Origin of the sequence: Phascolarctobacterium succinatutens (assembly GCF_958453765.1) — a bacterium.
GTDB lineage: Bacteria > Bacillota > Negativicutes > Acidaminococcales > Acidaminococcaceae > Phascolarctobacterium_A > Phascolarctobacterium_A succinatutens_B.
Map to the genome: position 1 here is coordinate 196,142 of NZ_CAUDZA010000001.1, position 26,331 is coordinate 222,472.

The following is a 26,331-nucleotide window of genomic DNA, read 5'->3' on the forward strand; positions in this document are numbered from 1 at the left end:
GCATATCTCTCATAATTTCTGACCAAGGCATACAAAAACCACTACAACAAATTTGTCATAGTGGCTTGCAAAATCTATTTTTAATTTTAACGGTCAGCTTAGCACTGAACTGTTTTACCGCTTATATTGATATACCGCAGTCTTTATTTATTTTTCAGCACATAGAACGGATCGATATTCTGTCCGTCAGCCAACACCTCATAATGAATATGCGGACCTGTACTGTAGCCTGTACTGCCTACAAAGCCGATAATCTCACCCTTGATAACCTTCTGCCCTGCAGCAACGGCAATGCCGCTCATGTGGCCATAGGCTGTTTCGTAGCCATTGCCATGATTTATACGCACATAGCGTCCATAGCCGCCGTTCCAGCCTGCCTGTTCAATCGTACCGGCAGCCGTAGCATAAACCGGTGCGCCAAAGTCAACCGCTATATCCAGACCGGGATGCCAGTCATAACCGCCCTCAATCGGACCAGTACGCACACCGTAATTACTGCTGATAGTGCCACCGTCTGTAGGCCATTTATCCGGGAAGGACGCCATGCCGCCACCGGAGCCTTCAACCTCACTTAAGAGCTCGCTGACAGATTTTTTGGTACTATCAAGCATCTTTTTGATATTGGCATTTTGCGCAGTCAGCACTGCCATAGTCCCAGTGATATCCATTTTAGCAGGCCCGCCCTTGCCCGTATAGGATGTATTCGCAGAACTTTCCTTTGCCGTTGTTGAATCCACCATACTCGTGCCTTCACCCAGCTTGCTGCTGTCTACATCACGGATAACGGCACGGCGCAGTTTTTTCTCCAGATTAGAGATTTCCGCCATGTCACGCAGCATTCTTTCGTTATCCTGCAACAGCTTCTGCAGCTTTGTCTGCTGCTCAGCCTTATTTTGCTTATAAGCAGCATAATCAGTTGCTTCACTGCGATAATCCGCCAGCTGATGATATAAATAGCCGGCTCCGCCGACTGCTCCTACAAGCACCAGGGCAGTAACAGCAATGCCTGCCTTGAGCTTAGCATACGAAAACTTTACTACCTTGCCATTAGGCAAGCGCAGCTCACATTTCCTTTCCTCCATTATTTTAATTACCTCACTTGAAAAGACCAAAGCGTTGGCCTACTGCCAACAATCTGCGTCCCACAAAGGGCACGTTGTCCAAATCCTCTTTATTCAGACCACCGCAAGCCAGCAGCGCCAATGCATAGACAGGAACAGATGCCGCCATAGCAAACAGCACACACCACATACCCATGCTTTCCGTAAGCATCAGCACGCCGTAAATCGCCGCGCCCATAACACCGGAAGCAAAGCAGGGACGGATAATGCTGCCCACAGAGAAGCTATAGCCTGTCAGCTTGTAAATAAAGCCCATATTGATAATCGCTGCCACGGCAAAATCTGCTACCGTCGCCATCGACGCACCACGGATGCCCAGCTCCGGCACCGCAGTAAGATACCAGCTCATAACGATTTTTACAATGCAGGCAATAATCATATTGATTACAGGGATTGCCGTGCGGCCAAGGCCTTGCAGAATACCTGTACTGATCTGATGCATACCTAAAAACAGAATACCGATGCTCATTGTCTGAATCGCAGGCGCCGCACCGGGAGCGTTATACACAAGCGCCGCAACCTTTTCTGCCAGACAATAGAGGCCCATAAAGCACGGGAAGGTGATAATCATTGCCACACGGAAGGCAATGCGGATTTTATCGCGAATCGCTTCAAAGCTGCTCAGCGCACGCGATTCGGAAATAGACGGCACCAAGCTGATAGTCATTGCCGCCGTAAAAATTGTTGCCAGATTAACCAACGGTACAGCCATACCTGTCAGATAACCGAACAGCTCGGTCGCATGATGAATATTAAAACCGGCTGCTTCCAGACGCTGCGGCACAATCAAAAGGTCCAGATTTGCACCTATCGGCAGCATCAGACTGGTCAGCGAAACAGGCAGAGCCAGCTTCAGCAGACGCTTGATGATATGTCCGGCACTTTCTACCGGCGCACTGTCATCCTGCTCTGCCATTTCCTTTTGCAGACGCTGCTTAAGACGGCGATAGAACCACATCAGCACCAAAAGTGCGCAGAACGCACCTACGCCGGCGCCCATGCTGGCACCGCCTGCAGCGAACGCCAAACCGTACGGCATAAAGAGGTCGGCAAAAACGAGCATGGTAATAACACGCGTCAGCTGCTCAACAATCTCACTGACCGCCGTCGGCGTCATAATCTGCCAGCCCTGCAGATAACCACGGAAGCTGGCCAGAAAGGTTACGAAGAAAACCGCAGGCGCCAGAGCGATAATAGAATAATACGCACGGCTGTCGCGGATGATATGGTTATTAACCAGCCAGTCCGCACCAAAAAACAGTGAGGACGAAAACAAAAGGCCCGTCAACAGCAGCACTCGCAGCGAAACATTAAAGACTCGCTTGGCTCCGCGATAATCCTTATTCGCCAGCTTTTCGGAGGTAATAATAGATATTGCCACCGGTACGCCGGCACTTGATACGGTTATTGCCATCAGATAGATTGGAAAGCCCATCTGATACAGACCGATACCTTCGCCACCCAATACACGTGATAAAATAATCCAGTTCAGAGAACCGATAACCTTGACCACAATACTGGAGGCCGTAAGGATTAAGGTTCCCTTTAAAAATTTGCTATTCGAAGCTTTAGAATCTGCGCTCATAAAATCCCCTTGTTTATAGATAGATATACATTATAATTATCCTCTTTTCCGCGTGATTTTACAAGTACTTTTAACACATTTGTCATAAACACATCACTGCTTTTTGCTTGCATAACTGTCTTTATATGCTAAAATTAAGTTAAGATCAAAATTATGTTGTAAAAGGAGCGATGCAAAATGAAATCCACACATGCTTTATTAGCTTTCGGTGCAGCAATCTGCCTTGCAACCACCTGCAGCCTGAGCGCCTATGCTTCTCCGCTGAAGAATTATGACGCAGGCAAGGTTGCTATTGATGCAGGCATTACTCTGCCATCCAGTCTTAAAGGTGACAACTATAAATTCAGCAAATCCAACAGCACCTATCTTGGCGCAACTGTCGGCATCGGCCAAAAAACTGCTTTAAACTACAAATGGAATAATTACAAAGCAGACGAAGCCAAAACCCGCGCCCAACAATTCAATATTATGTATAAAGTTCTGCCTGGTATTTCCGCTTACGCAGGTTATCTGAACGCTGATACCTCCGGTGACTTTGGCGGTAAAACCAAAAACTCCGGTCAAATCGGTCTGCAGGCTGCCTATGATATTCCCGCACTCTTCACTGTTTGGGGAAATGTTGGCTACGGCAACAGAAACAGCGGCTATGAAATCGGCATCAGCAAACCTATTCTGAACAACCTGGAAGTTAACGCTTCTTACTACAATCAGACATTTGATGATGCTTTTGGCGAAGACCTCGACATGAAGGCTAAAGGCGTTAATCTGGGCTTAACTCTCAAATTTTAATTTGTCAGCTACAGCTAACTAAATTAAAACGAAAACTAACGGATAATTATTATTGACAACTCTTGCAGCTTGTGTTATTATATAAGTGTCAAGGGCACACAAGCTGTGCAAATCAAAAATAAAATTAAGCAATGCAATATAAAAACATGGAGGGAACTAATATGAAAAAATTTGTATGTCAAGTATGTGGTTATGTATATGAAGGTGAAGCTGCTCCGGCAAAATGCCCGCAATGCGGCGCTCCCGCTTCCAAATTCCAGGAAATGGCTGCTGAAATGGGCTGGGCTGCCGAGCACGTTGTAGGCATCGCTTCCGACGTTCCTGAAGATATCAAAGCTGACCTGCGCGCTAACTTCAACGGCGAATGCTCCGAAGTTGGTATGTACCTGGCAATGAGCCGCGTAGCTTTCCGCGAAGGCTATCCGGAAATCGGCCTGTACTGGGAAAAAGCTGCTTTTGAAGAAGCTGAACATGCTGCTAAATTCGCAGAACTGCTGGGCGAAGTTGTAACCGACTCCACCAAAAAGAACCTGGAAATGCGTGTAGAAGCTGAAAACGGTGCAACCGCAGGTAAAACCGACCTGGCTAAACGTGCCAAGGCTCTGAACCTGGATGCTATCCATGACACCGTTCACGAAATGGCTCGTGACGAAGCTCGCCATGGCAAAGCTTTCGCAGGCCTGCTGAAAAGATATTTCGGCAAATAATTAACCAATAAAAATTAATAAGACTTAATAAGGCTCCCGCTGAGCAATCTTAACGGATTACAGCGGGAGTTTTTAGTTTTCAACGAACATTTTCAGCGTTTTTGGGAATCATTCCGCCAATCTTCTTATTTCAGGCACTTTCTTATGTTTTTCACACTTAAAAAGCCTTCAATATCTTTATAAATTGCTTCAGATATGATATTATATAAAGGTTAGGAAACATATTTAATGACACTCATTATCACGTTCCTATAGGTGGTTAATTATATGCTTATTAAAACTAATTTTCATTATCCTGCTATGCTGCGTGTAGCAGGCAAAAACTGCGCAATCATCGGCGGCGGTGCTGTTGCTGCCCGTAAACTGGCAACACTGCTGGCTGCCGAAGCTAAAGTAACAGTTGTTGCCCCACTTTTCTGTGACGAGGTGCAAAAGCTCGCCTCAGCGCAGGGATGCACGCTCATCAAGGATTACTACAAACCGGAATATCTGCAGAATGCATTTGTGGTTATTGCCGCCACAGATAATAAGGCTGTAAATAGGCAGATTTCAGAGGCTGCGCCCTGCCTCGTCAATAATATTACCGAACCTGAGCTGAGCAATTTCACTGTCCCCTCAGCCATCAGCGAAGGTGATATTACTATTGCGTTAGCAACAGGCGGCATGCCTGCTTTTACACGCCTGCTGAAAAAACAGCTGGAACACATTCTGACACCCGAGCTGGCTGACTTCAACAGCTTTCTGCTGCTGCAGAGGGAAGCTGTCAAAAACATCGAAAGTACGCCGCAGGAGCGGACGCAATTCTGGCGCAGTGTTTTGAAACAGGATTTACTAAATTTAGTTATGGCAGGTAAGGCTGCTCAAGCAAAGGAGAAGGTATTAGATGCAGTTAACAGTTTTAGGACTCAATCACAGGACCGCCCCCGTTGAGATCCGTGAACGTTTTAATTTTTCCAATGACAGGGTGGCAAGTATTCTGCGCCGCCTGCGCAATTACGATAACATTCCCGAAGCCATGCTGCTTTCCACCTGCAACCGCACAGAGCTGTACATGGTTATCGAAAATCCGCATGAAGCAATTCCTTTTATCAAATCATTGCTCAAGCATTTAGCAGGTGAACATTACCAAAGCGATTATTTTTACAATCTGAACGGAACAAATTGCGTCAAGCATCTGTTCCGTGTAGCCTCCAGTCTTGATTCACTGATTGTCGGCGAAGGCCAGATTCTCAGCCAGATTAAAAATGCTTATCAGATTGCCCGCAATAACGGTATGACAGATACAATTCTCAATACCATCATGAATAAGGCAATTGCTGTCGGCAAACGTGTGCGTACCGAAACAAAAATTGCTTACAGCAGTGTATCTGTTTCCAGCGCCGCTGTTGACTTGGCCATCAAAATTTTAGGCGACCTGAGCAAGTCACAGATTTTGGTAGTCGGTGCCGGTCATATGAGCGAGCTCACCGCACAGCATCTGTTGGACAAGGGCGCGCAAACCATCTGCGTCAGCAACCGTCACTATGAAAGAGCTCAGGATTTGGCAGACAAATTCCATGGTACAGCCATTCCCTACCGTGCCATGTTCGAGCATGCCGCTGATGCCGATATTATCATTACCTCTACCGGTGCGCCGCATTACGTGCTTACTGTAGAAAATTTAGGACCGCTGCTGCCCAAGCGCAACGGCAGACCGCTGATTCTGATTGATATTGCCGTTCCGCGTGACGTCGACCCCAGACTGGCCGATGTTGCCGGCGTAACTATTTATAACATTGATGATCTGGAAGGCGTTGTTGATACCAACAAAAACTTCCGTGAAAAAGAAGCTCACGTTGCCGAGCAGATTATCAGCGAAGAGATTGGTGCCCTCAAGGAGCGCCTGCGTTATTACACCATGCGCCCTGTTATGGTACAGTTGCATGATAAAATGAATTTCCTGCGCCAGAAGGTTTTAAAGAAGGCCTTCATTAAAATGCCAGAGCTTACCGACCATGAAAAGCGCATTATCGACCTGATGACTCAACGCCTGGAGCATAAATTTCTGCGCGAGCCTATGAAGGCTATGAATGCTGTAGCAGGTACTTCTGAGGAAGAACGCTATAAAAAAATGATGTGTGATTTATTTTTATTAAATGAAACCGGAGAGGAGTTTGGTGATGAAAGCAAAATTGACGATTGGGACTAGACAAAGTCTTTTAGCGCTTTGGCAAAGTAATCATATTGCAGCCTTACTGCGTAAGGAGTATCCTGAATGTGAGGTTGTACTGAAAAAAATTGTCACCAAAGGCGACCGTATTTTAGACGTACCCCTAGCGCAAATCGGCGGCAAGGGTTTATTTACCAAGGAAATTGAAGAAGATCTTTTAAACGGTACTGTTGACCTGGCTGTGCATAGCCTGAAGGATATGCCTACCATTCTGCCGGAAGGCCTGTGCCTGACTGCAATTACCGAGCGTGCCAACGTCGGCGATGCTTTTGTCAGCAACAAATATGGCAGCTTCGAAGAGCTGCCGCTCGGTGCTGTAGTCGGCACCAGCAGCCTGCGCCGCAAGGCACAACTGTTAGCTAAGCGTCCGGATCTGGAAATCCGCGACCTGCGCGGCAACGTTGATACCCGTCTGCGTAAGCTGGACGAGGAACTGTACGATGCTATTATTCTGGCAGCTGCAGGCTTAGAGCGTCTAGGTCACGGTGACCGCATCTCCAGCCTGATTCCTGCTGATGTCTGCCTGCCGGCTGTAGGCCAGGGAGCATTGGCAATCGAAGCGCGTACCGAGGATAAAGAAGTACGCGATATGCTGAGCTTCCTAAACGACCTGAACACCAAACAAGCTACCGATGCCGAGCGTGCCTTCTTGGGCTTACTGGAAGGCGGCTGTCAGGTTCCTATCGGTGTACATGCCGACGTTGAAGGTGAAAACATTCGCATTGAAGCAATCATTGCTGCCTTGGACGGCAGCACTATTCTGCGTGATACAATAAACGGCAAGGCTGATGACGCTGTCAGCCTCGGTCAACAGCTTGGCAAAAAAATGTTGGCTGCCGGCGGTCAGGAAATTCTGGCCTCAATTCTTTAAGGAGAGTGACATTATGACGAAACAAGGTAAAGTATATTTAATCGGTGCAGGCCCCGGCGACCCGGGACTTTTGGGACTCAAAGCTAAGGAATGTCTGCAGACTGCAGACGCTGTTGTTTATGACCGTCTGGCAGATCCGCGTATCCTGGCCTTCGCCCGCAAGGATGCAGAAATGGTTTACGTTGGTAAGGCCAGCGCTAACCACACCATGCGCCAGCCTGATATCAACAAGCTGTTGGTAAAACTGGCTGCCGAAGGTAAGGTTGTAGCACGTTTGAAGGGCGGCGACCCCTTTGTATTCGGCCGCGGCGGCGAAGAAGCCATCGAGCTGCGTGAAGCAGGCCTGCCGTTTGAGTTCGTTCCCGGCGTAACCAGTGCTATTGCCGTTGCCGAATATGCCGGTATCCCTGTTACCCATCGTCATGTAGCAACCTCCTTTGCCGTTATTACCGGTCACGAGGATCCTACTAAAGGCGAATCCACCATCCATTGGAAGGGTCTGGCAACCTCTGTTGACACTCTCGTTTTCCTCATGGGTGTAGAAAATATTGAAAAAATCAGCCGCGAGCTCATCGCTAACGGCCGCAGCGCCGACTGCCCGGCTGCCGTTATCCGCTGGGGCACTCATCCCGAACAGCGCACACTGATTACCACCCTCGGCAAAGCTGCCGCTGACGTTAAGGCAACCGGCATGAAGCCGCCTGCTATCTTCCTCGTCGGTGAGGTTGTACGCCTGCGTGAGCAGCTGCAATGGTTCGATAACAAGCCTCTCTTCGGCAAAACCGTTATCGTTACCCGCGCACGTGCACAGGCAAGCGCTCTCACCAAAAAGCTGGAAGCACAGGGTGCCAAGGTTATCGAAGCTCCGGCTATCAAAATTGTTCCGGCAGCAGATTACGCTCCGCTGGACAACGCTATTGCCAATATCAATGACTACAAATGGCTTGTCTTCACCAGCGCTAACGGCGTAGATTACTTCTTCGAGCGTTTGGGCGCAGCTAAGAAGGATGCCCGCGCCCTGGCTAACGTTAAGCTTGCCGCTATCGGCAGCGCCACCGCCAAGGCTCTGGCAGAGCACGGCCTCACCGCCGACCTCATTCCTTCTGCTTACAAAGCAGAGGAGCTGGCTGAAGCACTGGCTGGCGAAATCACCGCCGGTGACAAAATCCTGCTGGCACGTGCTAAGGTTGCACGCGAAGTATTGCCCGAATCCCTGCGCAAAATCGGCGCTATCGTTGACGTCGTAACTGCTTACGAAACCGTTGCCGACTGCGAAAACAAGGATGAGCTCATCGAAGCCCTCGAAAGCGGCGAAGCAAGCATCGTAACCTTCACCAGCAGCAGCACCGTAACCAACCTGCTGGAGGTTCTCGGCGATAAGAAGGAACTGCTGAACAAGGCTGCTCTGGCTGCCATCGGCCCTGTTACTGCCGATACCCTGAAAAAGCATGTCTATACTCCGGCTATCAATGCCGCTGAATATACAATCGACGGCCTCATGACCGCTATCACAAATTTTTATAATAAATAAGGAAGTGTATCAAGATGAGTATTACCGGTTTTCCTGTATACCGTCCGCGCCGCACACGCGCTACTGAAAATCTGCGTGCAATGATCCGTGAAACCGATGTTTCCGTAAAGGACTTAATCTATCCGCTTTTCGTCGTTCCCGGCGAAAACGTTAAACATGAAATCGAATCTCTGCCCGGCAACTACCACTGGTCCATCGACCGCGTTATGGAATGTGTTGACGAAGTTGTTGAGCTGGGTATTCCCGCTGTCCTGCTCTTCGGCGTACCGTCCTACAAGGATGCTGTCGGCAGCAGCGGCTGGGACATGAACGAGCCTGTACAGCAAGCCTGCAAGCTGATTAAAGAAAAATATCCTGAGCTGGTTATCATTACCGACGTCTGCCTGTGCGAATACACCGAACATGGTCATTGCGGCGTACTGCAAAACGGCTGCACCGTAAACAACGATGAAACTTTGCCGCTCCTGGCTAAGGTTGCCGTTTCCCATGCTCAGGCCGGTGCTGACATGATTGCTCCTTCCAATATGATGGACGGTTATGTTAAGGCTATCCGCGAAGCACTGGATGCAGCAGGCTTCAACCATATTCCTATTATGGCTTATTCCGCAAAATTTGCTTCCGCATATTACGGTCCATTCCGCGCCGCAGCAGACTCCGCTCCGTCCGCAGGCGACCGCAAGGGTTACCAGATGGACCCTGCCAACAGCGACGAGGCTCTGCGTGAGGTTGCTCTGGATATTGAAGAAGGCGCTGACATCGTTATGGTTAAACCGGCTCTGGCCTTCCTCGACGTTGTACAACGTGTACACGAAACATTTAACCGTCCGCTGTGTGTTTATAATGTCAGCGGCGAATACGCTATGGTTAAAGCTGCAGCTGAAAAAGGCTGGATTGACGAAAAACGTATCGTTATGGAAACCATGCTGGGCTTCAAGCGTGCCGGTGCCAAAATGATTATTACCTACCATGCGCTTGATGTAGCAAAATGGCTGCAAGGCAAATAAGGAGATATAACAATGGAACATACAAAATCTCAGGCTGCTTTTGAGGAAGCACGCCAATATATCCCCGGCGGCGTTAACAGCCCCGTGCGCTCCTTCCGCAGTGTCGGCGGTGTACCGCCGTTCATCTCCGGCGGCAAGGGCAGCAAAATCTATGACATCGACGGCAACGAATACATCGACTACGTTATGTCCTACGGTCCGCTGCTCATGGGCCATGTACCCGACTGTGTAACCGACGCTATCAAGGCTGCTGCTGAAAAGGGCACCTCTTACGGCGCTCCGACTGTTGCCGAAACCGAGCTGGCAAAATTAATCTGCCACCTTGTTCCGTCCATGGATATGGTCCGCATGGTCAACAGCGGTACCGAAGCAACCATGAGCGCTCTGCGCTTAGCACGCGCCTACACCGGCCGTGACTGCATCATTAAATTCATCGGCTGCTACCATGGTCACCATGACAGCCTGCTTGTAAAAGCAGGCAGCGGCGGAGCTACCTTCGGCGTACCTGACAGCCCGGGCGTCCCCAAGGCAGTAGCAGCAACCACTATTACCGTACCGTTCAACGATCTTCCTGCTCTGGAAAAGGTTTTTGCCGAGCGTGGCGAAGAAATCGCCTGCGTTATCATGGAGCCTACTCCGGGCAACATGGGCCTGGTTCTTCCGCACGAAGGCTTTCTGGAAGGCGTGCGTGCGATCACTAAAAAGTATGGTGCTCTACTTATCTGTGATGAGGTTATGAGCGGCTTCCGCAGCGCTCAGGGCGGCAGCCAGTCCCTTTATGACATCGACCCCGATATCACCTGCCTCGGCAAGGTAATCGGCGGCGGTCTGCCTGTTGCTGCTTACGGCGGCAAGCGTGAAATCATGCAAATGGTTTCTCCTGCTGGCCCGATGTATCAGGCAGGCACCTTAAGCGGTAACCCGCTGGCTATGGCTGCAGGCATTGCCGCACTCACCTACATGGAGCAGAACGATGTCTGCAACCGCGCAGAAAGCCTTTGCGCTATTCTGACTGGCGGTTTGGAAAAGGCCGCAGCTAAGGCTGGTGTGCCTGTACAGATTCACCGTCTCGGCAGCATGTTTACCGTCTTCTTCAGCGATAAACCGGTAACTGATTTTGACAGCGCTGCAGCCAGCGATTTGGAAGCCTTCAAAATTTACTTCCACTCCATGCTGGAGCAGGGCATCTATCTGCCTCCTTCCCAATTCGAAACAAACTTCGTTTCCGTTGCTCACAGTCCCGAGGATTTACAAAAGACTATCGACGCAGCAGAAGTTGCCTTCGCTGAGGTTGCCAAAGCAAGAAAATAATAGATAAAGCATTATAAAAAAAGCGTGCAGGCTTGCACAAGCTGACATCAGTCAGCAGTAAGCCTGCACGCTTTTAATTTTAAATTTTAAAATCTCATCTTAGCCACGAATCAGCTTGATAGAAGGCACCGCCGCTCTGACAAATTTCCACAGCAGCACGGAAATACTGCAATCCATAACCGAATGCAAAACTGTACCCGCACCCACCAGCACGATAACGCTCATCACAAAGCCGTTAGATAACTGTTCCGGTGTAAACATATAACCGCTGAAGAAGAAAGGCGCTACCACAAGCACCTCACCCAGAGCATGCAATACAGCAAGTCCCAGATTCAGACCGATACCGGCCACGAAGCTCTCCATAATATTCGGATAGCGCTTAATAATTAATGCACCGACCAGAGCGAAAATGATATGCGTTGCTGCACGCGCAGCGATAATCAGGGGTGTGGTTACGAAAAAGCCCATCGTTGTACCAAGGCAGACAGCAGCTGCCACCTTAGGCGAAATAAACATTGCCAAAAAAATTGCCACATGCGCACCCAAAGTAAAGGACATCGGTCCGATAATCACCTTCGGCATAACCATAGGTACAACCAAACCTATAGCGCACAATACGCCTGCGAGAACAAGTTGATAAATATTTTTATGTTCCAAGACTATTTCCTCCCAATCAAGTATTAGCTAGTGATTATAGCACTATTTGAGATAACTTGCAAGTACTATGTAAAAATGATTTTTTTTAAATTAGGTTATTCACTTCTCCCGGTGGATTTATCCCGATAATTTCCCACTTATCCCCAGTTTTTCACAAAAGTTATCCACAGTGTGCATAACTTTTGTGGATTGGTGGATAAAAGCTGTGCATTCTCTTTATAAAAATCTGCCTTACAATAAACTCTTCTGTCTTCTGCTTATTATTCCGCTAACCAAACCTTCTCGATTTGACTTATTATCCATAATAGCATATAATTTAAGTAGGTTTATAGATAATTACCGAGTTTAACTCAAAGGTGGAGAATCAATGAAAATATCAACTAAAGGACGCTATGCCCTGCGCATGATGCTGGATCTGGCTGAGCATCAGCAGGATGGCTTCGTTGCCCTCAAGGACATTGCGGCAAGACAAAACATTTCCAAAAAATACTTGGAGCAGATTGTGCCTATTCTGAATAAATCCAACTTTCTGCAGGCTAACCGTGGCTTTCAGGGCGGTTACCGTCTGGTAAACGCACCGCGTGAGTATACTGTAGGCAGCATCCTGCGCCTTACAGAAGGCAACCTTACACCGGTAGCCTGTCTGGACTTTAACCCTGTAGGCTGCGAGCGCCGCAACGAATGCATTACCTTACCGCTGTGGCAGGGACTGAACAAGGTTATTGCGGACTATCTGGACAATATCACCCTGCAGGATATTCTCGATAATTATAAAGCTCGCAGCATTGATAATTATTCAATTTAATGCTTAACCGCCGGTTACATAAAGCCGGCGGTTTTTTGCGCTCTAAATTAAAGAAAGCAGTCCGCGCGGACTGCTTTCTTTTGGTTAGGAAATGGGATGTGATATGTATTTTATCTGCTTATTCAGCAAATAACGGAGTGGAGAGATAACGCTCGCCGGTATCAGGCAGCAGCGCTACGATAACCTTGCCCTTGTTTTCCGGACGTTTTGCCAGCACAGTTGCCGCATATACAGCAGCACCGGAGGAAATGCCTATGAGCACGCCCTCCTTATGGGCAATAGCACGACCGGTTTTGAAGGCATCCTCGTTTTCAACAGCGATGATTTCATCATAAACCTTGGTATCCAAAGTGTCAGGTACAAAGCCTGCGCCAATGCCCTGAATTTTATGCGGACCGGCAACACCTTTGGAAAGTACCGGAGAACCTGCAGGCTCTACAGCAACAACCTTCACATTGGGATTTTGGGATTTCAGGTATCCGCCTACACCGGAAAGAGTACCGCCGGTACCTACGCCGGCAACAAAGATATCAACCTTTCCTTCGGTATCCTGCCAGATTTCCGGACCGGTAGATGCTCTGTGAGTTGCAGGGTTAGCAGGATTGGTGAACTGGCTGGGGATAAAGCTGTTTGGAGTGCTTTCTGCCAGCTCCTGAGCTTTGGCAATCGCACCTTTCATACCCTTAGCACCGTCAGTCAGTACCAGCTGTGCGCCATAAGCCTTCAGCAGATTGCGGCGTTCAACGCTCATGGTTTCAGGCATAGTCAAAATAATTTTGTAACCGCGGGCAGCAGCTACGGATGCCAGACCGATACCGGTGTTGCCGCTGGTAGGCTCAATAATAGTAGCCCCCGGCTTAAGAACACCCTTAGCCTCTGCATCATCAATCATTGCTTTAGCAATTCTATCTTTGACGCTGCCGGCGGGATTGAAATATTCCAGCTTGCCCAGAATCTTTGCTTCCAGCTTGTTTTCAGCTTCGTAGTTTTTCAGCTCCAGCAGCGGAGTGCCGCCAATCAAATCAGTAATGCTAGTATAAATTGCCATAATAAATCGCTCCTTTATCTTTCTATAATCAGTAATTTTCTTCGTTTAGTTTTTGCTCTATATCAACAGGTAACCAAAGTCAACATCGTGTATTAAAATGTAAGCTCCTCATCGGTAAAATCCCTCATTTCCTCTGTTTATAATCTCTAGTAATCATAGTTGATTTATAGGTATTATTATACTGATTTTTTTCTTACTGTCAACAAAAAGAATTAAAATTTTCTTCTCTTGACAAAAAAAGCTCTGTAATGTACCATATGAAACATATTGATACAGTAGGAATTGAATTTTACTCAAAATACGCCGCAAAAAGACGCTGACTCTGTAAATCTAACGCCGGTAAGCGTATAATATAAAAGTAAAAGCAGGATTTCCGCTATTGAAGGAGAATGTTTTACTATTATGGAAAAGCAATTTATCTATGCAGATAATGCAGCTACAACAAAAATGAGCGACGTTGCCGTTAAAGCAATGCTGCCCTATCTTCAGGAAATATATGCCAATGCTTCCAGCGTGCACCTTTTAGGTCAGCGCAGTGCAGCAGCTTTGTTTAGCGCACGGCAGCAGGTGGCACAGGTACTTAACTGTGCTCCGAAGGAAGTTTTCTTTACCTCCGGCGGCAGCGAAGCAGATAACCAGGCGCTTATCAGCGCTGCGGCCCTCGGCAAAAAGCAGGGCAAATGCCATATCGTTTCCACTGCCATGGAGCATCATGCTATTTTGCACACGCTCGAAGCTTTGCAAGCGGAAGGCTTTACCGTAACACTGCTGCGTCCGCAGGCTGACGGCATCGTCACCGCCACGCAGGTAGCAGAAGCTATTACAGATACCACCTGCCTGGTTTCCGTCATGTACGCCAACAACGAAACAGGTGCCATCCAGCCTATACGCGAAATCGGTGCTCTCTGCCGCAAGCGCGGCGTGCTTTTCCATACCGACGCCGTGCAGGCCGCAGGACATCTTACTATTGACGTACAGCGCGATAACATCGATATGCTTTCGCTTTCCGCGCACAAATTCCATGGACCGAAGGGCATCGGCCTTTTATTCGCCAAGAGCAATCTTCAGCTTACAAGTCTTATCCGCGGCGGCGGTCAGGAGCGCGGCAAGCGTGCCGGTACTGAAAACCTTCCCGGCATCATCGGACTTGCCGCAGCGCTTAAAGATGCACAGGAAAATATGCAGCAAAATACTGCTTATATCACAGGTCTGCGCGATGCTCTGCGCAACGGTTTAGATAAAATTGACGGCGCCAGTTTCAACGGCAGCCGTGAGCATTGCCTGCCCGGTACTGTCAACTACAGCTTTCAGGGAGTAAACGGCGAAACACTGCTTTCGCTGCTTTCCAACGAAGGTATCTGCTGCTCGTCCGGCTCTGCCTGCTCCGCAGGCTCGCTAGAGCCCAGTCATGTACTGCTGGCTCTCGGCCTGAGCCACGAAACAGCTCAAAGCGCCCTGCGCTTTTCGCTGTGCGAATACAATACAATGGACGAAGTCCAAACAATTATAACTAAGGTTACAGAAGCGGTAAACCGCTTACGGAGGTAAAATTATGCTGTCAACAGCTGCCAATTTAATAAAAAAGCTCGCCTGTGAGCATAATCTGAGCGACGCAGAGCTGTTGACGCTGATAACAAGCACTGAACCTGACACCAACAAGCTGCTCGCCTGCGAAGCGGATAAACTCCGCCGTAAATATTACGATGACAAGGTCTATATCCGTGGTCTGATTGAATTCACCAATTACTGCAAAAACAACTGCTACTACTGCGGTATCCGCGCCGGCAACAGCCTTGCGGAACGCTACCGCCTTACACAGGAGGAAATTCTTGCCTGCTGTGCCGAAGGCTATAGGCTCGGTTTCCGTACCTTCGTGCTACAGGGTGGTGAGGATGCGTATTATACGGATGACAAAATCTGCGCTATCGTCAGCGCCATTCGCAAGCAGCATCCGGACTGCGCCATTACACTTTCCATCGGCGAAAAAAGCCGTGCCAGCTATCAGGCATACTTCAATGCAGGCGCCAACCGTTATCTGCTGCGCCACGAAACAGCGGATGCAGAGCATTACGCCAAGCTGCATCCTGCCAGTATGAGCCTGGAAAAACGTAAGCGCTGCCTATTTGACCTCAAGGAAATCGGTTATCAGGTTGGTTCTGGCTTCATGGTAGGCTCCCCCTACCAGACACCGCAAAACCTTGTCAGCGACCTGCGCTTTCTGCAAAAGCTGCAGCCTGATATGATTGGCATAGGTCCTTATATTACACACGAGCACACGCCGTTTAAGGATATGCCAAGCGGTACTTTAGAGCAGACGTTGCGCCTGCTGTCTATCCTGCGACTGCTCTTCCCTTACGCGCTGCTGCCTTCGACAACAGCCCTTGGTACCATCCATCCCAATGGACGCGAGTTGGGACTGCAGGCCGGTGGCAACGTCGTAATGCCTAACCTTTCGCCTGTAGGGGTACGCAAAAAATACGAGCTGTACGCCAACAAAATCTGTACCGGCGAGGAGGCAGCCCAATGCCGTGGCTGTCTGGAGGCACGCGTAAAAATAGCAGGCTATAACATAGTAACCGACAGAGGCGATGTATGCCGCACTTTAGATAAATCAGAAGGAGAAAAATTATGAACAAAAAAGCACTAATCGCTATGAGCGGCGGCGTTGATTCCAGCGTTTCCGCATTGATGATGCTAGAGCAGGGCTACGAATGCACCGGCGTAACCATGAAGCTTTTTGCCAACGAGGATATCGGCGTTTCCAAAGCCAACAGCTGCTGCTCTATCGATGACGTAGCAGATGCCCGCAGCGTAGCAACCAGCCTTGGCATGCCTTACTACGTTTTCAACTTTGCCGACCGCTTTGAACGCGACGTTATCGACCGCTTTGTTGACGCTTACGTTAACGGCAGAACACCTAACCCCTGCATTGACTGCAACCGCTATCTGAAATTCGACCAGCTCTTCGTGCGTGCACAGGAGCTTGGCTGTGACTATGTTGTCACCGGCCACTATGCGCAAATCAGCTATGATGAAGCCAAAGGCCGTTACCTGTTGCGTAAGGCAATTGATCCTTTGAAGGACCAAAGCTACGTGCTTTATTCCCTCACGCAGGAGCAGCTGGCACACGCTATGTTCCCACTCGGCGGCCTGCATAAGACACAGGTGCGCGAAATTGCCGAAAAGCATGGCTTCGTCAACGCTCAAAAGCATGACAGTCAGGATATCTGCTTTATCCAGACCGGCACCTACGCTGATTTTATCGAAGCACGCTTGGGCAGGAAATTCAAGCCCGGCAACTTCGTAGATGAGGCAGGCAACGTGCTTGGCAGACATAAAGGCATTATCCATTACACCGTCGGCCAACGCAAAGGCCTGGGCTTAGCGCTGCCGCAGCCTATGTACGTTAAAGAGATTGACACCAAGAACAACGCTGTTATCCTCACAACAAACGAGGGACTGTTCACCAAGAACGTTACAGCAAAGAACATTAACCTTATCGACTGCGACGCTATCACCGAACCGCGTCGTGTGAAAGCACGCATCCGCTACCATCAGCAGGAGCAATGGGCAACTGTTACCCAGCCTGATGCAGATACGTTGCAGCTCGTTTTTGACGAGCCTCAGCGCGCCATTACCAAAGGACAATCCGTGGTAATGTATGACGGTGACGTAGTTGTCGGCGGCGGCACAATCGTATAATACCCTGCAAATTAAAAGCATCAGTTGCTACAATAATTGTAGCAACTGATGCTCTTTTATTATACTCGTTCTGAATGAGTAATAATTTTACCAGTTGTCAGCAAAACCTTTTTAAGCATGATTAATATTTTCTTTATATATACATTGTTAACACTGACTCTATATGATAGAATATCAACAGGCAGATATAAAGCGAAACAATATTTTTATACCGCTCTAAAATAAGTTTGCCAGAAGTAAGGAGGAATAATATGAAATCATTAAAAGGCACCAAAACCGAAAAGAACCTGTTGGAGGCATTTGCTGGCGAATCCATGGCACGCAACAAATACACCTGGTTTGGTATTGTAGCCCGCAAAGCAGGCTATGATCAAATCGCTGAATTATTTGAGAAAACCGCTAATAATGAAAAAGCTCACGCTTATATGTGGTTCAAGGAATTAGACCAGTTAGGCGATACTGCAGCTAACCTTTTAGCAGCAGCTGAAGGCGAAAACCATGAATGGACCGATATGTATGTAAAAATGGCACAAGAAGCTGAGGAAGAAGGTTTCCCTGAAATCGCAGCAAAAATGCGCGGTGTTGCAGCTATCGAAAAACGTCATGAAGAACGCTATCGTAAACTCTTACAAAACATCGAAGAAATGAAGGTTTTCAGCAAAGACAGCGGCCTGACCATTTGGGAATGCCGCAACTGTGGTCATATTGTAGTCGGCCCCAGCGCTCCGGAAGTTTGCCCTGTCTGCGCTCATCCGCAAGGTTTCTTTGAAGTACATATGGATAACTTCTAAGCTTATACATTTCCCCAAATGCATAAGAGAAAGTAGAAAAGTGTAGCGTAAAATTTACGTTGCACTTTTTCTTTATTTCCGTTTCAAAACCAATACGCAAATGAAACGCAAATTTTTACGTTTCATTTCTGTTGCAACAAAAAAGAGCCGTGCCTGCGCACGACTCTTTTTTACTGCTTATTCAGCTTAACTTACCAATGATACTTTTCGCCTCTGCTGATTTTAAAAGCACGGTAAATCTGCTCAATCAGCAATAAACGTATCATCTGATGCGTAAAGGTCATTTTAGAAAAGCTCAGCGCCAAATCAGCACGCTTACGCAACGCATCAGTATAGCCAAAGGCACCGCCAATCACGAAGGTGATATGGCTGTTGCCGGCAAGCGCCAGCTCGTCGAGCTTTGCCGCCAGCTCCGGGCTGCTCAGCTGCTTGCCGATGACATCCAGCAAAATCACATAGGAGTTTGCCGGAATAATTGCCAGCAGGCGTTGCGTTTCACGCTCCAGCACCTGCTGCTTTTCCGCAGGGGAGGGATTATCGGGCATACGCTCTTCGTTAATTGCCAGCGTTTCCAGCTTGCAGAAGGGTGTCAGTCTTTTGCTGAATTCCTCTATCCCCGCAGTAAGATATTTTTCTTTAATTTTGCCTACACAGGCTATCGTTATCTTCAATTGCCGTAATCCTTCGGAACCTCTTCCAACACCACAGTTCTGCTTTCTCTCTGACCGTTACGCATAATAGTTACTTCGGCTCTGTCGCCTACCTTGCATTTAGACAGAGCAGTGCGCAGGTCAAGCGCAGTCTTTACCTTGTTGCCGTTAAAGCTCAGGATAATATCGCCGGGGCGGATATCAGCTTTTGCTGCCGGACTGCCGGGAACAACCTTTACGAGGAAGATGCCGCCGTGCAGGTTAATTTCAAAGCCGTAGCGGTCAGCAATTTCCTGATCCATCAGCGAAGCACCCAGATACGGTCTTGCAATACGTCCACGCTCTGCCAGCTCCTGCAGAATCGGTTTAGCTGTGTTGATAGGAATAGCAAAGCCAATGCCTTCAACACCGCTTACAGCAACCTTAGCACTGTTGATGCCTACTACCTCACCATCAGCATTTACCAGCGCACCGCCGCTGTTGCCGGGGTTGATTGCCGCATCAGTCTGAATCAGGTTGAACTTACGCTCGCCTACCTCAATGCTGCGATTCAACGCACTGATAACGCCTGCGGTTACACTGCCGCGAAATTCCAGTCCCAGCGGGTTGCCGATAGCAATTGCCGGTTCTCCGACCTGCAGTGTATCGCTGTCACCAAAGGTGGCAACGGTAAGGTTATCCGCATCAATTTTTACTACAGCCAAATCGGTTACGGCATCGGCACCCAGAACCTTGCCTTTAACGGTACGTCCGTCAGGCAGGCTGACGATGATTTCCGATGCACCCTCAACTACGTGGTTGTTAGTCGCAATATAGCCGGCCTTATCATAAATAACGCCGCTGCCGGTGCCACGCTCCATCAGCTGTGTGCGGTTGAAGAAGTCGCGCACATAAGCCTTGTTGGTAATACCTACGACAGCAGGACCAACCTTCTTGGCAGCTGCCACAATCGGCGTATTGCGTGCTGCACTCAGCTGCTGCTCAGTCTTGGCAGCAGGCTTATCATGCACTGCGGCAGATGTTTTATTGTCGCCGCAGCCGGCAACCAGAATTGCCGCACCTAAAAGACCACAGACAAAAATATTGGCCGATTTTTTCCAGATACTCTTGTTCATCTGTATCCACTCCTTATTTTAAATCTAAGACTGCCGGCAGCGGACTGTCTGCTACTACCCTGTTCTGGGCAGCCACAAAAAGCTCTGTTTCCTGCAGGCGGTTATTATCATGCAAAATATTCTGCACCGTATCATGCGCCAGTTGCGGCAGGTTATTGTGCTCGCTCAGGTGCGCCAGCACGATATGCTCCGGCAGACGTTCGATCTCCGTCAGAAAATGCCCGGCAGTATCATTGGATAAATGTCCCAGCGTACTTAAAATACGCTGCTTCAGATGACGCGGATAAGGACCGTTTTTCAGCATTTCCACATCATGATTGGCTTCGAGCACCAAAGCACTGCTGCCGGCAACCGCCTCACGGATGGTATCGGTCACAAAGCCCGCATCCGTAAGATATGTGCACTTAGAGCCGTTGCTGCGGCTCGTAAAGGTATATCCGTGCGGGTCAACGGCATCATGCGGTATGCTGAAGCTCTGCACCTCCAGATCACCGCAAAGCAGACGGTTATTGTCAATAAGACGGCAGTTTTGGCGCACCAGACTGCTGTCCTTGGCTAATATTGCACGCCAGGTAAGCGCACTGCTATATACAGGCACCTGATAATTTTTTAAAAATGTTGCCAGCCCACGGACATGATCGACATGCTCATGTGTAATAAACACGCCGTCCAGCTCGTTTACGCTGACGCCTATTTCCTTCATTCTCGTTGTCAACGCTCTGCAGCTGATACCTATATCAACCAAAAAGCGTTGCTTTGCTGTGCTTATCAAAGCGGCATTCCCCTTGCTGCCGCTGGCCAGCATCACAATCTGAAAGTCGTTTAGCACCAAGCCTTCACTCCTATCAATATAACATCTTTATTATAGCAAATTCACAAACTGCTATTGTGGCATTTTGGTAAAAATAACGCTACAAAAATCTGACATAATTACTCAATATATAAAGAAAAGTGTACCAATCAGCTAGAGAATCGGTACACTTCTTTATAGTTTAATGCATCGTGGAGCACTTCGGACACAGACCAAAGAAATAGAACTGACGGCGGCTGATAGTATAACCGCTCTGCTTTTCTACATCCTGTGTCAGCTGCAGCTTAACGCCGTCATCCATCAGCGCATCGTCTACCGCACCGCATTTCAAGCAGCGCAGATGATAATGCTCGCTGATATCGGCATCATAACGGAAGCTGTCCTCTCCTGTATTCAGAATCTGAATAACGTTGATATCATGCAGAATTTCTACGGTTTTATACACCGTAGCAAAGCTCATAGCAGGAAACTTCGGCTGCAGCTTATTAAACAGCATCTCTGCATTCGGATGCCATGTTTCATCAGCCAAGGCTTCATATACAGCAAGTCTTTGAGGGGTGACCTTATAGCCACGCTCGCGCAACAGGTTGGTTAATTCCTGACTTGTAAGCATATTCATCACTCCATTGCCAACAGAATCGGATACAGCGGTTGTCCGCCGTAAAAGGTTTCAACCTCCCACTCATCATTCAGCTCTTCCACTTCAGCTGCCAGCTTTTCAGCCTGCTCTTCGGTTACATCGGCACCATAATATAAGCTGATCAGTTCATAATCCCCATCTGTCAGCATCTTCTGCAGCACTTCCTCCATGCTGCTGCCGTTGCAAACAATTTTATCATTTAAGATACCAAGATAATCGCCCTCATGGATAGCAATACCGTTTACTACGCTGTCGCGTACAGCTACGGTAATGCTGCCACTGGCTGTTTCCTTGGCTTCCTTGGTCATAATAACAGTGTTTTCATCCATGCTGCGTGTTGCATCAAAATGCAGCAGTGCGGACAAACCCTGTGCCATATTGGTAGTAGGAACATAGGCTACCTTGGAATTACCCAGCAGCTTACGCACCTGCTCAGCCGCCAAAACAATATTCTTATTGTTCGGCAGAATAATGTACTGCTCGCAGGTACCGTTTTCAATAGCATTGACAAACTCCTCTACCGGAGGATTCATGCTCTGACCGCCGCTGATAATCTCTGCAGCACCCATTTCATGCATGATTTTGGCAATGCCGTCACCGGCTGCAACAGTAAGCACACCAACGCCATGCTTTACCGGTTGAATATCCTCAGCAGTAAAGAGACGGTTTTCGTGCTGGTCACGCATATTTTCTATTTTGATATCATGCAACGTACCCCATGTCTGCGCCATATTGAGCGCATCACCGGGATGCTTGGTATGGATATGCACTTTTACAATATCCTCTACCACTGCCACAATCATGGAATTGCCCATGCCCTCCAAGGCCTTGCTGACAGTCTGCTTATCAACATTAGCCTCCTTAACGATAAATTCGGTGCAATAAGGATATTCCAAATCAAGCGGCTCGCCCTTTTGAATCTGTATCTTGGCACGCGGTGTAACAGGCAGCACTTCGCAGTCCTGACCGCGCAGGCCTGCCAGACAGCCCTCGAAAAAGACAATCAGGCCCTGACCGCCGGCATCAACAACACCGGCCGCCTTCAATGCTGGCAACAGCTCCGGAGTTCTTGCAAGCTCTTCCTTGCCGCTACTGATAGCCTCCAGCAGTACTTTCTCCAGGCTAACGTTGCCGCGGACAGCATTATAAGCACCCTTAGCCATACCACGGGCTACCGTCAGAATAGTGCCTTCTACCGGTTTGGATACACTACGGTAAGCATATAAAATACCAAACTGGAAAGCCTTGCCTATTTCTGTATTGTTCAGCGTCTTTTTACCGGCAACACCCTTGCCGATACCACGCAGCAGCTGCGACAAAATTACGCCGGAATTGCCGCGTGCGCCCATAATAGCGCTGCGGGCAGCTGCGGCACCGATTTCGCCGGCCTCGGCCTCATCGCTCATTGCGCTGATAGCCTTTGCCACAGACGCCATAGTATGCATCATATTAGTACCGGTATCGCCATCCGGTACCGGAAAAACATTTAAATCATTAATAGCTTCAAAATTCTTTTCAAAGCTATGGTAAGCACCCAGCAGCATATCCTTCAGCTGCTTGCCGGTAATTACCTTGCTATTATTCATCTAAACCCCACACCTTTCCTTTCAGGCTTTGCGACGGACAAATACGCCGATAGCACCGGGTCCGAGATGAGCAGCCAAAACGGTGCCGATACCTGTAAGCATAGTCGGTACATTCGGGAACAATCCCTGCAACTGCTTTTTCAAATCCTCTGCATCTGCCAAAGCCTCTGCATGAGCGACGAAAATTGCTTCAATGGGTGCCTTTTCAGCAGCCATCTCAACCATGCGCTTCATAACCTTTTTACGGGTACGGCACTTGTCAGCAACTTCCAGTCTGCCCTCTTTATCTAAGTGCACAATAGGGCGAATACCAAAAATACTTCCTATCAAAGCGCCAACTGCGCCAATGCGTCCACCCTTTTGCAAATAGTCTAATGTATTTACACTGAAAAATGTTTCTGTACGCGCAACCATCTCACGCGCCATTTTTTCGGCCTCGTCAATATCCATGCCTGCAGCTGTATGCTTCAGTACTTCCATAGCAATACCGCTGATAGGGCAGGCAGCAGTCTTGCTGTCGATTACACGGATATCCGCGCCCTTTATATCATCCATTACCTGACGTGCAGCAACGCAGGCGGTCTGATAGGTACCGCTGAGCACGCTGTCTACTGTCAGCATAATAACTTTTTTGCCTTCCTGAGCAAGCTTGGTGAAAAGCTCCACTACAACACCGATAGGCGGCTGAGAAGTAATCGGCAGCTTACCGGTTGCGTCTACCATACCGAACAATTCTGCCAGCGAGCGTTCCCCGTCCTGCCATTCCAAATCTCCGTGACGAATAATCAAACGCAGAATGTGGCAACGTTGATCATCCTTCAAAGCTGTTTCGTCTGCTGCCGAAATACTATCTACGACAACATGTATTTCATCGTGCATATAAGCCTCCTGTTAATTATGAATATTCTCTATATAAGTTATATCCGTTCTTCTCCCATATTATATTATATTATATTGTACCATATTCTGAAAACTATTGCTACATTGACTATAGCTAACTGACAATATTTCCAAAATTAAATACTAAATTTCTAAAAATGGCAAAAAAAAAAGCCCTTACGAAGAAGGGCCAAATGAGGGGCTGTTTTGATGCTCTTAGTATACCATCTTTGTATACAAAATGCAAGAGTTTTTTGTAAATTTTTTTACGTTAGCTGACTAAATTGTCCACGAACTTCCGGCAAGCCTTACGATTCGTGGACAATTACATTATTGATTATCATAGCCCCGCAGTATCAAACCTGCGGCCGCTTACAGCTTATTTGAAGTCTGAACCCAGCATAATTACGCCATCGCAGTCTGCAGCACCGTCACGGCTGATACGCATCTGATGCGCAAAGGGAACGTTTGAAAGACGATTGACAACAGCACCGTTATTAGTTGTAGAAACAACAACAGTATTGGCAATTATTTCGCCGCTGCCGCCGCTGATAACCTCAAAGCCGGCATTACGCAAGCGCGCGGCAGCATCTGCGCCTGCTGTCTTGCTGCCGCTGCAGTTAACAAGACGTACAACTCCGCGGCTGTCGGAGGAAGCTTCTTGGAAAGCAGTATTTTTACCTGCATCCTTGTCTTTATCAGCCTGCTTCTTCTTTTCTTCCTTCGCTTTTTCTTCTTTCTTAGCCTTCAGTTCCTTTTCTTCCTTGACAGCTTCCTTATTTTCCTCGCTGTCATCGCCCCTTTCTACCTTTTCCACAGCATTGTTATATTCCTTCTCCATCAGCTCAGCTGCAGATTTGTAGTGCTCCGTCATAGTTGCACCCTGCATCTTGACCATCAGCTCACGCAGGTCGGTAATATCCGGCAGCCAGTAGCTGATACCGTCGATATACTTCGGTGTACCCGGAACCATCGCCATAGACAGACCCTTTTCCTTAACCATGGAATGCAGCGCTCTGCCCAAATCTATCATATCGCTAAGAGGCATATCAGTCTTTACCATAGAGGTCAGTTGCTTAGCCAGACCGGGGATATGCAGCAGCATATCGGCAGAGGTAATCTTATCGTACACTGCCATCAGGAAATGCTGTTGGCGACGGATACGGCCGATATCGCCTTCTTCATCGCGGAAGCGTACATACTGGATTGCTGTTTTGCCGTCCAGATGCTGACGGCCCTTTTTCAGGTCAACGGTAAAGCCGTCCCAGGTATCATGATAATACATATCCTTTTCAACATCGATATCAATACCGCCGATAGCATCAACAAGACCGGTAAAGCCTTTAAAATCAACCATTACGTAATTGTTGATTTTGATACCCAGCAGCTCTTCTACAGTTTTCTGTGTCAGCTCACGTCCGCCGTAAGCATAGGCATGGTTAATCTTATCCCAGCCGTGACCGTCAATGCGTACACGTGTATCACGCGGTACCGAAAGCAGGGAAGCGCTTTTATTGTTGCTGTCGAACATTACGACAAAAAGCGTATCACTGCGGCCCACATCATCGGAGCGTTCGTCAACGCCCAGAACAACGATATTCTTTTTCAGATTCAGCCTGTCTGTCGGCGCAAGATTATCCAATCCCGTTTCTGGAAAGAAATAACCGAAGGCAATATAGCCTACTACACAGATAGCCGTTACAATCATTAAAATTTTTGTCTGGAGAATGCTTTTCATCCTTATATAACCTCTCAATCAATTTCTTCTGCCAGATATTCCATCAGCTCCTTGCGGCTGCGGTACAGGAAAGCATACAGCATGCGTGCAGTCAAGCCCCAGATAACCTTGTCCTCATACAGGTAAAAATACACATAGTAGGACTTGTTCATGCGCCAGCCACGCTTACGCTGCGGCACAAGGTCAAATGGGAAATCGTCACCCGGATGGTCTGCCAGCTGCACGGAGCCACGCCTTGGCTTTTGCTCCAAAAGCACCTTTAGCGGCACAGTAAAGATACGCTCCACCTCACTTTTACTGTACGTAATCTTGCTGATATCATCAATCAGACCAACAAAGGGGTGGATAATCGGTCCGTTATGCGTTACCAGACAATCCAGTTCACCGCAGATGGTGATATTCTCCGGCTTCAGGCCAAGCTCCTCGCAGGTTTCGCGCACTGCGGTATTGCGGAAGCTGTTATCCTCACATTCGTACTTGCCGCCGGGGAAGCACACCTCACCCGGCTGACTGCGCAGCGTATGTGCCCTTTCCTCAAACAGCACACTGATGCCTTCGGGAGTACGCACTAAGGGCAGCAGCACGGCAGCATCCCACAAGCGGTCCAGCTTATCAATGCCGGGAGCACGGCGATGCAGACGTTCAAACAATACATACTGTAATTTTTCCATCTCATTCATAATAACACCTTATTTTAACACCTTTGCCTGCAAAATTAAATAGTATTTATAAATTTCTGCGCAGCAAAAGTTTTTTCCTGCCAACAAATGTAACTAAGCTG

At 48.2% G+C, this 26,331-nt stretch carries 25 protein-coding genes; 13 read left to right on the top strand and 12 right to left on the bottom strand.

Features of this window, described 5'->3' with window-relative positions; translation table 11 throughout:
* Nucleotides 1-143: 143 nt before the first annotated feature.
* Nucleotides 144-1,082 (bottom strand): peptidoglycan DD-metalloendopeptidase family protein, encoded by a 939-nt coding sequence (locus Q7Q81_RS00950; protein WP_304272958.1) that lies wholly within the window; start codon nucleotides 1,080-1,082, stop codon nucleotides 144-146.
* Nucleotides 1,083-1,095: 13 nt separating this feature from the next.
* A complete protein-coding gene (locus Q7Q81_RS00955) occupies nucleotides 1,096-2,706 on the bottom strand; it encodes a putative polysaccharide biosynthesis protein (RefSeq protein WP_304272961.1) in 1,611 nt (536 codons plus the stop codon).
* 177 nt (nucleotides 2,707-2,883) lie between these two features.
* Here Q7Q81_RS00955 and Q7Q81_RS00960 point away from each other — a divergent pair, with 177 nt between their 5' ends.
* The 8 genes from Q7Q81_RS00960 (at nucleotide 2,884) to hemL (ending at nucleotide 11,128) form a co-directional block, all read left to right on the top strand.
* Nucleotides 2,884-3,495, top strand: a complete 612-nt coding sequence (locus tag Q7Q81_RS00960) for a hypothetical protein (protein WP_210685112.1) — start codon at nucleotides 2,884-2,886, stop codon at nucleotides 3,493-3,495.
* Between the two features lie 161 nt (nucleotides 3,496-3,656).
* Complete coding sequence (locus Q7Q81_RS00965) at nucleotides 3,657-4,202, top strand: NADH peroxidase (RefSeq protein ID WP_021720205.1); 546 nt, start codon at nucleotides 3,657-3,659, stop codon at nucleotides 4,200-4,202.
* A gap of 267 nt (nucleotides 4,203-4,469) precedes the next feature.
* Complete coding sequence (locus Q7Q81_RS00970) at nucleotides 4,470-5,132, top strand: precorrin-2 dehydrogenase/sirohydrochlorin ferrochelatase family protein (protein ID WP_304272963.1); 663 nt, start codon at nucleotides 4,470-4,472, stop codon at nucleotides 5,130-5,132.
* Complete coding sequence (hemA, locus tag Q7Q81_RS00975) at nucleotides 5,086-6,390, top strand: glutamyl-tRNA reductase (RefSeq protein ID WP_304272967.1); 1,305 nt, start codon at nucleotides 5,086-5,088, stop codon at nucleotides 6,388-6,390. Before Q7Q81_RS00970 ends, hemA begins: the two co-directional genes overlap by 47 nt.
* Nucleotides 6,362-7,282, top strand: a complete 921-nt coding sequence (gene hemC / locus Q7Q81_RS00980) for a hydroxymethylbilane synthase (protein ID WP_304272970.1) — start codon at nucleotides 6,362-6,364, stop codon at nucleotides 7,280-7,282. Before hemA ends, hemC begins: the two co-directional genes overlap by 29 nt.
* A gap of 13 nt (nucleotides 7,283-7,295) precedes the next feature.
* Complete coding sequence (cobA, locus tag Q7Q81_RS00985; protein ID WP_304272973.1) at nucleotides 7,296-8,813, top strand: uroporphyrinogen-III C-methyltransferase; 1,518 nt, start codon at nucleotides 7,296-7,298, stop codon at nucleotides 8,811-8,813.
* Between the two features lie 14 nt (nucleotides 8,814-8,827).
* Nucleotides 8,828-9,817, top strand: coding sequence for a porphobilinogen synthase (hemB, locus tag Q7Q81_RS00990; protein ID WP_304272975.1), 990 nt, complete (start codon nucleotides 8,828-8,830; stop codon nucleotides 9,815-9,817).
* A gap of 12 nt (nucleotides 9,818-9,829) precedes the next feature.
* Nucleotides 9,830-11,128 (top strand): glutamate-1-semialdehyde 2,1-aminomutase, encoded by a 1,299-nt coding sequence (gene hemL, locus Q7Q81_RS00995; protein WP_304272977.1) that lies wholly within the window; start codon nucleotides 9,830-9,832, stop codon nucleotides 11,126-11,128.
* 99 nt (nucleotides 11,129-11,227) lie between these two features.
* Here hemL and Q7Q81_RS01000 read toward each other — a convergent pair whose 3' ends face one another.
* Nucleotides 11,228-11,785, bottom strand: a complete 558-nt coding sequence (locus Q7Q81_RS01000; RefSeq protein ID WP_246869421.1) for a hypothetical protein — start codon at nucleotides 11,783-11,785, stop codon at nucleotides 11,228-11,230.
* Nucleotides 11,786-12,152: 367 nt separating this feature from the next.
* On the opposite strand from Q7Q81_RS01000, the gene Q7Q81_RS01005 reads away from it, so the two are divergent.
* Nucleotides 12,153-12,590, top strand: a complete 438-nt coding sequence (locus Q7Q81_RS01005) for an RrF2 family transcriptional regulator (protein WP_009145806.1) — start codon at nucleotides 12,153-12,155, stop codon at nucleotides 12,588-12,590.
* A gap of 118 nt (nucleotides 12,591-12,708) precedes the next feature.
* On the opposite strand, the gene cysK is transcribed toward Q7Q81_RS01005, so the two are convergent.
* Nucleotides 12,709-13,638, bottom strand: a complete 930-nt coding sequence (cysK, locus tag Q7Q81_RS01010) for a cysteine synthase A (protein ID WP_040565217.1) — start codon at nucleotides 13,636-13,638, stop codon at nucleotides 12,709-12,711.
* Between the two features lie 402 nt (nucleotides 13,639-14,040).
* Here cysK and Q7Q81_RS01015 point away from each other — a divergent pair, with 402 nt between their 5' ends.
* The 4 genes from Q7Q81_RS01015 to rbr all read left to right on the top strand — a co-directional run bounded on the left by Q7Q81_RS01015 (nucleotide 14,041) and on the right by rbr (nucleotide 18,131).
* Nucleotides 14,041-15,186 (top strand): cysteine desulfurase family protein, encoded by a 1,146-nt coding sequence (locus Q7Q81_RS01015; protein WP_304272980.1) that lies wholly within the window; start codon nucleotides 14,041-14,043, stop codon nucleotides 15,184-15,186.
* Between the two features lie 4 nt (nucleotides 15,187-15,190).
* Nucleotides 15,191-16,270 (top strand): [FeFe] hydrogenase H-cluster radical SAM maturase HydE, encoded by a 1,080-nt coding sequence (gene hydE, locus Q7Q81_RS01020; RefSeq protein ID WP_304272982.1) that lies wholly within the window; start codon nucleotides 15,191-15,193, stop codon nucleotides 16,268-16,270.
* Nucleotides 16,267-17,340 (top strand): tRNA 2-thiouridine(34) synthase MnmA, encoded by a 1,074-nt coding sequence (gene mnmA / locus Q7Q81_RS01025; RefSeq protein WP_304272985.1) that lies wholly within the window; start codon nucleotides 16,267-16,269, stop codon nucleotides 17,338-17,340. The genes hydE and mnmA overlap by 4 nt, the downstream gene beginning before the upstream one ends.
* Nucleotides 17,341-17,591: 251 nt before the next feature.
* Nucleotides 17,592-18,131 carry a rubrerythrin gene (gene rbr, locus Q7Q81_RS01030; protein ID WP_009146377.1) on the top strand — a complete coding sequence of 180 codons (540 nt, stop codon included), beginning with the start codon at nucleotides 17,592-17,594 and terminating at the stop codon, nucleotides 18,129-18,131.
* Nucleotides 18,132-18,322: 191 nt separating this feature from the next.
* On the opposite strand, the gene rlmH is transcribed toward rbr, so the two are convergent.
* The 8 genes from rlmH to Q7Q81_RS01070 form a co-directional block, all read right to left on the bottom strand.
* Nucleotides 18,323-18,802 carry a 23S rRNA (pseudouridine(1915)-N(3))-methyltransferase RlmH gene (rlmH, locus tag Q7Q81_RS01035; RefSeq protein WP_293806539.1) on the bottom strand — a complete coding sequence of 160 codons (480 nt, stop codon included), beginning with the start codon at nucleotides 18,800-18,802 and terminating at the stop codon, nucleotides 18,323-18,325.
* Nucleotides 18,799-19,896: a S1C family serine protease gene (locus tag Q7Q81_RS01040; RefSeq protein ID WP_293389622.1), complete on the bottom strand. Its 1,098-nt coding sequence runs from the start codon at nucleotides 19,894-19,896 to the stop codon at nucleotides 18,799-18,801. The genes rlmH and Q7Q81_RS01040 overlap by 4 nt, the downstream gene beginning before the upstream one ends.
* Before the next feature lie 13 nt (nucleotides 19,897-19,909).
* Nucleotides 19,910-20,725 carry an MBL fold metallo-hydrolase gene (locus tag Q7Q81_RS01045; protein WP_304272987.1) on the bottom strand — a complete coding sequence of 272 codons (816 nt, stop codon included), beginning with the start codon at nucleotides 20,723-20,725 and terminating at the stop codon, nucleotides 19,910-19,912.
* A 163-nt stretch (nucleotides 20,726-20,888) separates the two neighbouring features.
* Nucleotides 20,889-21,320: a Fur family transcriptional regulator gene (locus Q7Q81_RS01050; RefSeq protein WP_021720189.1), complete on the bottom strand. Its 432-nt coding sequence runs from the start codon at nucleotides 21,318-21,320 to the stop codon at nucleotides 20,889-20,891.
* A gap of 5 nt (nucleotides 21,321-21,325) precedes the next feature.
* Nucleotides 21,326-22,933: a DAK2 domain-containing protein gene (locus Q7Q81_RS01055; RefSeq protein WP_304272989.1), complete on the bottom strand. Its 1,608-nt coding sequence runs from the start codon at nucleotides 22,931-22,933 to the stop codon at nucleotides 21,326-21,328.
* Between the two features lie 21 nt (nucleotides 22,934-22,954).
* Nucleotides 22,955-23,812, bottom strand: a complete 858-nt coding sequence (locus Q7Q81_RS01060; protein WP_304222004.1) for a DegV family protein — start codon at nucleotides 23,810-23,812, stop codon at nucleotides 22,955-22,957.
* 379 nt (nucleotides 23,813-24,191) lie between these two features.
* Nucleotides 24,192-25,550 carry an LCP family protein gene (locus tag Q7Q81_RS01065; protein ID WP_304272992.1) on the bottom strand — a complete coding sequence of 453 codons (1,359 nt, stop codon included), beginning with the start codon at nucleotides 25,548-25,550 and terminating at the stop codon, nucleotides 24,192-24,194.
* A gap of 14 nt (nucleotides 25,551-25,564) precedes the next feature.
* Nucleotides 25,565-26,230 (bottom strand): NUDIX hydrolase, encoded by a 666-nt coding sequence (locus tag Q7Q81_RS01070; RefSeq protein WP_304272995.1) that lies wholly within the window; start codon nucleotides 26,228-26,230, stop codon nucleotides 25,565-25,567.
* Between the last annotated feature and the right edge of the window lie 101 nt (nucleotides 26,231-26,331).

What these genes read in the sequence shown, in the direction of transcription:
- Q7Q81_RS00950 (WP_304272958.1), bottom strand. Translation starts at nt 1,082, where the DNA reads ATGGAGGAAAGGAAATGTGAGCTGCGCTTGCCTAATGGCAAGGTAGTA.
- Q7Q81_RS00955 (WP_304272961.1), bottom strand. Translation starts at nt 2,706, where the DNA reads ATGAGCGCAGATTCTAAAGCTTCGAATAGCAAATTTTTAAAGGGAACC.
- Q7Q81_RS00960 (WP_210685112.1), top strand. Translation starts at nt 2,884, where the DNA reads ATGAAATCCACACATGCTTTATTAGCTTTCGGTGCAGCAATCTGCCTT.
- Q7Q81_RS00965 (WP_021720205.1), top strand. Translation starts at nt 3,657, where the DNA reads ATGAAAAAATTTGTATGTCAAGTATGTGGTTATGTATATGAAGGTGAA.
- Q7Q81_RS00970 (WP_304272963.1), top strand. Translation starts at nt 4,470, where the DNA reads ATGCTTATTAAAACTAATTTTCATTATCCTGCTATGCTGCGTGTAGCA.
- hemA (WP_304272967.1), top strand. Translation starts at nt 5,086, where the DNA reads ATGCAGTTAACAGTTTTAGGACTCAATCACAGGACCGCCCCCGTTGAG.
- hemC (WP_304272970.1), top strand. Translation starts at nt 6,362, where the DNA reads ATGAAAGCAAAATTGACGATTGGGACTAGACAAAGTCTTTTAGCGCTT.
- cobA (WP_304272973.1), top strand. Translation starts at nt 7,296, where the DNA reads ATGACGAAACAAGGTAAAGTATATTTAATCGGTGCAGGCCCCGGCGAC.
- hemB (WP_304272975.1), top strand. Translation starts at nt 8,828, where the DNA reads ATGAGTATTACCGGTTTTCCTGTATACCGTCCGCGCCGCACACGCGCT.
- hemL (WP_304272977.1), top strand. Translation starts at nt 9,830, where the DNA reads ATGGAACATACAAAATCTCAGGCTGCTTTTGAGGAAGCACGCCAATAT.
- Q7Q81_RS01005 (WP_009145806.1), top strand. Translation starts at nt 12,153, where the DNA reads ATGAAAATATCAACTAAAGGACGCTATGCCCTGCGCATGATGCTGGAT.
- cysK (WP_040565217.1), bottom strand. Translation starts at nt 13,638, where the DNA reads ATGGCAATTTATACTAGCATTACTGATTTGATTGGCGGCACTCCGCTG.
- Q7Q81_RS01015 (WP_304272980.1), top strand. Translation starts at nt 14,041, where the DNA reads ATGGAAAAGCAATTTATCTATGCAGATAATGCAGCTACAACAAAAATG.
- hydE (WP_304272982.1), top strand. Translation starts at nt 15,191, where the DNA reads ATGCTGTCAACAGCTGCCAATTTAATAAAAAAGCTCGCCTGTGAGCAT.
- mnmA (WP_304272985.1), top strand. Translation starts at nt 16,267, where the DNA reads ATGAACAAAAAAGCACTAATCGCTATGAGCGGCGGCGTTGATTCCAGC.
- rbr (WP_009146377.1), top strand. Translation starts at nt 17,592, where the DNA reads ATGAAATCATTAAAAGGCACCAAAACCGAAAAGAACCTGTTGGAGGCA.
- Q7Q81_RS01040 (WP_293389622.1), bottom strand. Translation starts at nt 19,896, where the DNA reads ATGAACAAGAGTATCTGGAAAAAATCGGCCAATATTTTTGTCTGTGGT.
- Q7Q81_RS01050 (WP_021720189.1), bottom strand. Translation starts at nt 21,320, where the DNA reads ATGCTTACAAGTCAGGAATTAACCAACCTGTTGCGCGAGCGTGGCTAT.
- Q7Q81_RS01055 (WP_304272989.1), bottom strand. Translation starts at nt 22,933, where the DNA reads ATGAATAATAGCAAGGTAATTACCGGCAAGCAGCTGAAGGATATGCTG.
- Q7Q81_RS01060 (WP_304222004.1), bottom strand. Translation starts at nt 23,812, where the DNA reads ATGCACGATGAAATACATGTTGTCGTAGATAGTATTTCGGCAGCAGAC.
- Q7Q81_RS01065 (WP_304272992.1), bottom strand. Translation starts at nt 25,550, where the DNA reads ATGAAAAGCATTCTCCAGACAAAAATTTTAATGATTGTAACGGCTATC.
- Q7Q81_RS01070 (WP_304272995.1), bottom strand. Translation starts at nt 26,230, where the DNA reads ATGAATGAGATGGAAAAATTACAGTATGTATTGTTTGAACGTCTGCAT.